Consider the following 7,777-nt stretch of genomic DNA (forward strand, 5'->3'; position numbering starts at 1 on the left):
GGTTGATGCTGCTGGCGGCGGGCGAATCGAGTCATCTGGCCGGGCCGGACTACTTCATCCTTGTCGGGTACTTTGTGATCATGCTCGGCGTCGGGGCGTACTTCTGGGGCCACATGAAGGGCATGTCGGACTACTTCTCGGGGCGTCATCAGATTCCCTGGTGGCTCTCGGGGGTGTCGTTCTACATGACGAGCTTCAGCGCGTTTCTCTTTGTGGCCTATTCGGAGCTTGCCTTTCGCAAAGGTCTGGTGGCGGTGACGGTGGGGTGGGCGGTGGTTCCGGCCGTGCTGATCGGCGCGATCGTTCTATCCGGCCGCTGGCGACGTGCTCGGATCAACAGTCCTGCCGAGTATCTGGAGGAGCGTTTCGGTCTTGGTCTGCGCCAGACGTTTGCCTGGGCGAACGTTATCGTTCGCATGCTGGATGACGGCCTGAAGGTTTACGCGACGGGGCTGTTTCTCTCCAAGAGCGTGGGGCTTGGGCTTGGGGAGAGCATTGCCTGCACCGGTTTGATCACGCTGGCGTACACGTTCATGGGCGGCTTGTGGGCGGTGGCGGTGACCGACTTTGTGCAATTTGTGGTCATGCTGGCGGGAGCGGCGGTGTTGTTGCCGATGGCCCTGGTCCGTGTGGGCTGGCTCGGCGGCCTGGTGCACCATGCTCCGCCGGGCTTTTTCAGTCTGACCGCGGCGCCTGATCACAGCTGGTGGTTTCTCGGCGGGTGGTTCCTGCTGCTGGTCTGCAACTACAACACAAGTTTTGGCCTGGTGCAGCGGTACTACTGTGTGCGCGACGAGAGAGAGGCCCGGAAAGTCGGGTATCTGGTGGCGGTTCTCTGCCTGGTGGGCACGCCGATCTACTTCATTCCGGCGATGTGTGCCCGGCAGTTCATGCCCGATGCGGTTCCGGGGAGTATCTACGCGGCCCTGTGCGTGGAACTGCTTCCCGTCGGCCTGCTGGGTCTGGTTGTGGCGGCGATGTTTTCGGCGACGATGTCCACGCTGAGCGGCGACTATAACGTGGTGGCCGCGGTGCTGACCAACGATGTTTACCACAGGCTGATTAACCGCCGGGCGTCCGAGCGGCGGCTCGTTGCGGTGGGGCGGGCCTGTACGCTGGTCGTCGGCCTGGTGCCGATCGCGATCGGGCTGTGCATTGCGTATCTCATCGGCAACGACCTTCTTTTCAGCTGGATGGTCAAGCTATTCAGCGTCGCGTCTCCGCCGATTGCGATTCCCATGCTGGCCGGGATTCTCTGGCGGCGGTGTTCGAATGCCGGAGCCTTGGCGGGTTTCCTCGGCGGTCTGGGCGTGGGGCTGGGGCTGTTCTTCTGCGGTCTGAAAGACTACCAGATCGCGGCGGCCACCACGGCCGCCACGCTCATTGAGATGGTGGTGGTGAGCCTGCTGGTGACTCCCAGCGAGCCGGAGCTGCGAGGACGTGACGGTGTGTTTCGCAGGCTTGATGCGGCGGTCTCTCCGGAGGAACTGGCTGCGGAGAGGGGTGGTCCTTCGCCGTTTCGCATTGTCGGCCTGTCGACGATCGCGATAGCGCTCTTGCTGTTGCTGGTCATGCCCTTTGTGCCGTGGAGCTCCGGCTGGATCGTCAATCTGCTTATTGCCATTGGTCTTTTCGTACCGGGCGTCATCTGGATGAGGCAATCGGGCGGTGAATCGAAGGAAGCGGAGCGAGAATCATGAGTGACATCGGCATTGGCGTTGTCGGATCGGGTTTCATGGGACGCACGTACTCGGAGACTCTCTCCAAGTACTGTGCCCGCGGCCGCCTCAGGGCGGTGGCGGCAGGGTCGCGGGCCGGGCAACTGGCCAAGGATTACGGAATAGACCTGGAGCCGTCGTTCGAGGCCCTCATCGCCCGCAAGGACATCGACGCGGTGTTCATCGCCACGCCGCACCATCTCCATGCCGAGCAGGCGATTGCCGCGGCCGGGGCCGGCAAGCATGTGCTGATCGAGAAGCCGATGGCTTGTACGGTCGCCGAGTGCGACGCGATCCTGGACGCCTGCCGCAAGAACAAGGTTCACAGTTCGATCGCCTTCACGCAGCGGATGCGGATCTGCAACATGCGAGCCAAGCGGATCATTGCGGACGACCAGATCGGCAGGATCCAGCAGATCGCCTCGACCCAACTGAACGGCGGTGGGGTGGGCACGCTCCCCAAGTGGCAGAGTGAGGTCGAGAACCTGGGCACGCTGTTCGGGCATGGCATCCACAACTTCGACTCCATCCGCTGGCTCACCGGTCAGGAGATCGAGACGGTGTACGCCAAGTGCGGCAGTTTCGAGCCCGGGCTCAAGGTTGAGGGCACGTCCATGGTGGTCATGTCCATGAGCGGAGGCGCCTTTGCCAGCCTGTGGAGTTCGTTCCAGATGCCCCGGCCCTCATTCCCCAGGGCTCAATTTGCGGCCCGCATCGTTGGCGAACGGGGTCTGATCGACCTCGACGCCTATGGTGAGCTGCGTCTGTCCGTGGGAGGCGGGCCGTGGGAGGTGGTGGAAACCCAGGCTCCGATCGACTGGCAGGGCAAGGGCTTCCTCGATCCGGTGCGGCTGGAAAGCTATACCCGCCAATGCCAGGACTTCATTGACGCGTGCATCGAAAATCGTCCTCCTTTGGTGACCGGCTGGGACGGGCGGCAGGCGGTGGCGGCAGCGCTGGCGGCGTACGAATCCGCCAGGAGCGGCAAGGAAGTTGTATTGGCGTAGAGGGAGGTGCGGACGGAGCGATGCGGTCCTGACATGGGGCGTGACCTGGGGAAGTTCGACCGGCGGGCCGCCGGCGTCCCCGCGGTTGGGGAGGGCGGCCCTGCGGCTCCGGGTTTGGAGTGTGGCATGCGTTTCGACCATTCACGCGCACTATACGAGCGGGCCTGCCGGACCTGTCCCGGGGGCATTCACAGCAACGTGCGGGCCCATTGGGTGCCGCAGCCAATGTACTACGATCGTGGCCGGGGCTCGCACGTCTGGGATGCCGACGGCAACGAGTTCATCGACTATGTGCTGGCCCGCGGGCCGCTGCTGCTGGGCCATTCGCCCGCCGGCGTGCTGGAGGCGGTCAGGAAGCAGCTTGATCGCGGCCTGATGTACGCGGGCCAGCATCTTCTGGAGATTGAAGCCGCGGAGAAGTTCTGCTCGATGGTGCCCTGCGCGGAGATGGTCCGGTTCAGCAACTCGGGCAGCGAGGCGGTGCAGGGGGCGATGCGGCTGGCGCGCGGCGTGACCGGCCGGCGGAAGGTGCTTCGCTTCGAGGGCCACTACCACGGCTGGTTCGACAACGAGATGTGGAGTGCCGCCCCCGCGCTCGATGCTGCCGGCCCGCGCGAATCGCCCCGGGCGATACCCGGCAGCAAGGGCCAGGTGCCCAGCGACGCCGACAACCTTGTCGTGCGGCCATGGAACGACCTTTGCCTGGTGGAGGCGGCCTTCAACCGGCACCGCGGCGAGATCGCCGCCATCTTGACCGAGCCGATCATGTGCAATTGCGGCGGCATCATGCCTGAACCGGGCTTCCTCGAGGGTCTGCGCGAGCTATGTACAAGAGACGGTGCCCTCCTGATCTTTGATGAGGTCATCACCGGTTTCCGGGTCAGCCTGGGAGGGGCTCAACAGCATTTTGGCGTCACCCCGGATGTGGCGACCTTTGCCAAGGGCATGGCCGGCGGTTTCCCGGTCAGCGCCGTCGCGGGCAAGCAGGAGTACCTGCGTGCTTTCGGCGACCTGTCGATCAGTCACGCGGGAACCTATAACGGCAACGCCCCGTGCATGGCGGCCACGCTGGCGGCGTTGACCACGCTGGGGGCTGACAACGGTGCCCTGCTCGAACACGCCCACGACATGGGTCACGAGCTCATGCGCGGCATCGAGCACCTTGCCCGGAAGGCCGGCAAGGACGTCCATGTGCGGGGGTTTCCGACCGCGTTCTTTGTCTCCTTCAATGATCGCGAGCGGATCGTCGACTATCGCACCTCGCTGGGCCGGGACCGAGAAGCCTACGCTCGATTCTGGCTGGCCCTGCAGGAGCGCGGGGTACGCACCCTACCGGAGGGGCTGTGGTTTGTTTCCACCGCCCACACGCAGGAGGACGTTGACCAGACTCTCCGGGCGGTGGCCGAGGCGGTCAAGGAGGTGTGAGATGGGAAGCGCGGTCAGCAGTCAGCGATCGGGGGGCAACCGGAGATGGTCCGCGGTTGGCCTGCCGACGGTTCTGGTCCTGGTCGGGCTGTCCGGCGCGGTTGCGGTGGCTCAAGATGCCCGGCAGCGGCTTCTCGAGCGCGTGTTTGGCGACCGGGTCAAGTTCGATCCGGCGATTGTCGCCCAAGTCAGGGCCCTGCCGACCGAGCAGCGGCTGCTCCTCGACAGCGATGGCGATGGCAAGAAAGACGAAGCCTGGTTTATCGACACTCACGTTAGGCATTCGGCCCAGCTCCGGCCGCTGCTGGTTCGGGCGATCGACGAGGACGGGGATCTGGACCAGGACGGCGGGCCGGATCTGGACAGTGATCTCTACATTGCCGACTGGCGGGCCGATGGCGAGGTTGACGTCGCCCTCGACTACCAGGACAACGACGCCGACAACGACGTCGACGAGACGGCCTTCTACTTCTACATGCCGAGCCACCCGTACTTCGGCAGGGACGTGCTTCGCGTCTGGTGGGGCAGCGATGACGGCGACGACAACTTGCTCTGGTACGATCAGGACTACACGTACTACCAGGATCGCTGCCAGTATCGCTGCCACTTCAGCGGCGACGAGTCGTTCGTGGCCTTTGGCCTGACGGCGGGCAGCAGTCATTGGACGTCGGCTTTCGAGAATCCCTTTCTGTTCTATGATCCGGACGGCGACCGGTGCAGCGAGGTCGTCCTGCGGATCGAGGGAATCGACGACCAGATCCGAGCGATCCGCTACAGTTTCGATGCCGACGACGACGCCTCCGGCCGGCGAACGCACGACTACGACTTCTCCATCACCGCCGTGGCCGAGAAGGACAAACCGGTCAAGCTCTCCGGCGCAGTCACGGCGAGCATGAAGCTGCGCGGCATTCCCACCCAGGCCTGGCTCAAGCGCGAGGCCGCCCAGCCGCTTGCGGTCCGTACCCCGTGGCACAAGGCCTGCTTGACCTGGGACGAAATGAACGCCAACACCGAGGAGAACGTGGCCAAGGACCCGCATGAGCGCTGGGAGGGAATCATCGCCCACTCGTCCAAGGAATTTCCGCAGATCGGCGGGCCATCCTGCAGCGTTCTCAACAAGCGCAATGAGATCGCTCTCCGCCCGGCCAGCCCCATGCGACTCTACCGCCACCCGGCGGATCACCGGTTGCACCTCAAGGGCGCAAACCAGGGCTGGCTGGAGGTTGATTTCGATTTCGACGGCAAGGTGGACGCCAGGTACACGTGGCTCGACAGGAACGGGGATGGGATCTTCGACCAGCGTCAGCTCGATCTCGACGCGGATGGAACCGCGGAGTTTTTGTGGCCGATGCAGGCTAAGGGCGTCCTGGAGATTGAACCCGGTTTCCGCAGGATCGTCGACGCCTACCGGCCGGAGCTGGTTCGCGTCCTGGCTGACAGCCAGACGTTCATTGACGCGGCCAAAGGCCTACGTTCCAGGGCTTCTGCCAAGGCCGACCCGGCGGAGACGTTCTTCCTTCGAAAGCTGGAATCCTGGATGTCAGAGGCCGGTTTGGGGGCTTCCATCCGCAAAAGCCCTGGCGGCGCCCGTTTCTACGTTGATCTGGTGCGCGACCGGTTGCTGCTTGCCCTCCGGGACGACTTGGGACATGACCCGCGGTGGGCCGAGTTGGAGCAGGCCTATGCCGCCGGTGACTACCGGAAGGCGGCGGCGCTCATTCCCCGGCTCGATCCCGAGCCCGCGGAGATCGCCCCCGCCGCGAAGCCCGGGGCATTTGGCGCGGCCTTGCGGTTCGGACCTTACGCCGCGCGCATTCCAATCCGGATCGACAACACCGGCGGTCGGCCGCAGCCGAACTGGCCGGTGGCGATCCCGGTCAAGCACGTCAAGGCGGTCGCGAAGGACTTCATCCCTGCTTGCGCGGTGGTGGGGCCCGATCGTTGGCTCGACTGGCGTGAGATTCCACACCAGGTGGACACCCTTGATGCGTCGGTCGGCGATGAGATCAGTTTCCTGGTCGACGTTCCAGCGAATGCGGCGGTGACGTACTACGTCTACTCCACCAGGTCTGGCGGTCCCGGACGCACCTTCCCGCGGCGGACGGGTACGGCCGAGGACTGGGTTCCACCGAACATCGGCTGGGAAAACACCCGCGTCGCCTATCGTTCCTACTGGGGCCAATTCGACTTCTTCGGCAAGAAGATTGACCGGCTCATCTACGATCATCTTGGAAGCAAGAGTTACCACGGCGAGGTCGAGTGGGGCATCGATGCCCTGCACGTAGGCGAGGCATCCGGCATCGGCGGCCTGGCGCTGTATCAGGGCGATAGGGATTTCCTGGTGCAGAATCCGGCCGGCAAGGGCGCTGTGAGATTCGTCAAGAGGCAGGTGGTTCAGGGCCCGGTGCGGGCCGCGGTCGAGGTTGTCGCGACGAACGTGTTGCCGGAGCAGCCGGACCTGGCGGTACGGCTTCTTTCCGTGATCTATGCTGAACGGCAGGAGAGTGAGATCCAGGTGTCACTCTCCCGGCCCGGCGCGGGTCTGCGTCTTGCGCCCGGCCTGGTGAAGCTTCCCCGGGAGCGGGTCTTCGCCGATCGGGCGACCGGTTGCATGGGCACGTGGGGTGTGCAGCAAGAGGTGATCGGGGAGATCGGTATGGCAATCATCGTACCGCCCGGCCAAGTGCATGACGTCCTGGACCTGCCCGCCGAACGCCGGTTGTGCTGCCGCCTGGTTGAGGACTGCAAGCTGACCTACTGGATCTGGGGCGACTGGCGCCGCGGCCGGCAACACCCGAACGCCCCGACGATCGACAACTGGCGAGCGGAGGTGAGAGAACTGGCCGTGCTGCTGCATCATCCGCCGCGGATTGAGATCGGGGACCCTGAGGAAGCGCCATGATCATCGACGGTCACGTCCACATCGGGCCCTCGCAGTTCCTTCAGATTGACGCGGACGCGCCAACGCTGATCGACATTGCCGACAGGGTCGGCATCGACCTGTTGTGCGTGACCCACGTTACGGCCCTGTTCTACGACATGCGTGAGGGCAACGACGCGCTGGGGAGTGAACTGACTCGTTATGGTCACCGGCTGCTTGGTTATGTTACCATTCCGAACCATCGCCTGGGCCGGACGGCCTGCGACGAGATTCGCCGGTGCGTCGAGATCTACGGCATGCGTGGAGTGAAGATGTACTCACATCCCGAATCGCCGATCACGGAGGCGAGTTCGACCGCGATCCTGGCCACCGCGGCCGAGCTCAAGCTGCCCGTGCTCGGGCATTTCACGCCGAGCGAATGCGACGTGCTCATGGCCCGCGTGCCCGAAATCCGCATCATCATGGCGCACATGGCTGGTCAGCCGTACGCGTTCGGCAACTGGCACCTGGCAGTCGAGGTCGCGGGCCGTCATCCGAACCTCTACCTGGACACGGGTACATCTCAGATCGACAGCGGCATGCTGGAGCACGCCGTCGAAGTGCTGGGGCCGGAGCGGATTCTACCCCCCAGTTGCATAAAAGCCAGCACGAAGGTGCCGAATTGCACGGCCCGGCCGGGCGAATCGTGCCCGGCGGCCGTTGCTCCCGGAGTTCACCGGCGGTGAGGTTCGCGAACCGCAGGGCTA

Annotated in this window: 5 protein-coding genes; all 5 read left to right on the top strand. The window is 64.5% G+C overall.

Annotated features, from left to right (window positions below; genetic code table 11):
- Positions 1 to 5: 5 nt before the first annotated feature.
- On the top strand, positions 6 to 1,700 hold the full coding sequence (locus tag KA354_00895; GenBank protein MBP7933176.1) for a hypothetical protein: 1,695 nt from the start codon (positions 6 to 8) through the stop codon (positions 1,698 to 1,700).
- Positions 1,697 to 2,725, top strand: coding sequence for a Gfo/Idh/MocA family oxidoreductase (locus KA354_00900; protein MBP7933177.1), 1,029 nt, complete (start codon positions 1,697 to 1,699; stop codon positions 2,723 to 2,725). Before KA354_00895 ends, KA354_00900 begins: the two co-directional genes overlap by 4 nt.
- A 126-nt stretch (positions 2,726 to 2,851) precedes the next feature.
- Positions 2,852 to 4,150 (top strand): aspartate aminotransferase family protein, encoded by a 1,299-nt coding sequence (locus tag KA354_00905; GenBank protein ID MBP7933178.1) that lies wholly within the window; start codon positions 2,852 to 2,854, stop codon positions 4,148 to 4,150.
- A 1-nt stretch (position 4,151) separates the two neighbouring features.
- Entirely contained in the window at positions 4,152 to 7,052 is a 2,901-nt protein-coding gene (locus tag KA354_00910; GenBank protein ID MBP7933179.1) for a DUF4861 family protein, read from the top strand.
- Complete coding sequence (locus KA354_00915; protein MBP7933180.1) at positions 7,049 to 7,756, top strand: amidohydrolase; 708 nt, start codon at positions 7,049 to 7,051, stop codon at positions 7,754 to 7,756. The genes KA354_00910 and KA354_00915 overlap by 4 nt, the downstream gene beginning before the upstream one ends.
- Positions 7,757 to 7,777: the final 21 nt, after the last annotated feature.

Source organism: Phycisphaerae bacterium (genome assembly GCA_018003015.1).
GTDB lineage: Bacteria > Planctomycetota > Phycisphaerae > UBA1845 > PWPN01 > JAGNEZ01.

What these genes read in the sequence shown, in the direction of transcription:
- KA354_00915 (MBP7933180.1), top strand. Translation starts at nt 7,049, where the DNA reads ATGATCATCGACGGTCACGTCCACATCGGGCCCTCGCAGTTCCTTCAG.
- KA354_00910 (MBP7933179.1), top strand. Translation starts at nt 4,152, where the DNA reads ATGGGAAGCGCGGTCAGCAGTCAGCGATCGGGGGGCAACCGGAGATGG.
- KA354_00895 (MBP7933176.1), top strand. Translation starts at nt 6, where the DNA reads ATGCTGCTGGCGGCGGGCGAATCGAGTCATCTGGCCGGGCCGGACTAC.
- KA354_00905 (MBP7933178.1), top strand. Translation starts at nt 2,852, where the DNA reads ATGCGTTTCGACCATTCACGCGCACTATACGAGCGGGCCTGCCGGACC.
- KA354_00900 (MBP7933177.1), top strand. Translation starts at nt 1,697, where the DNA reads ATGAGTGACATCGGCATTGGCGTTGTCGGATCGGGTTTCATGGGACGC.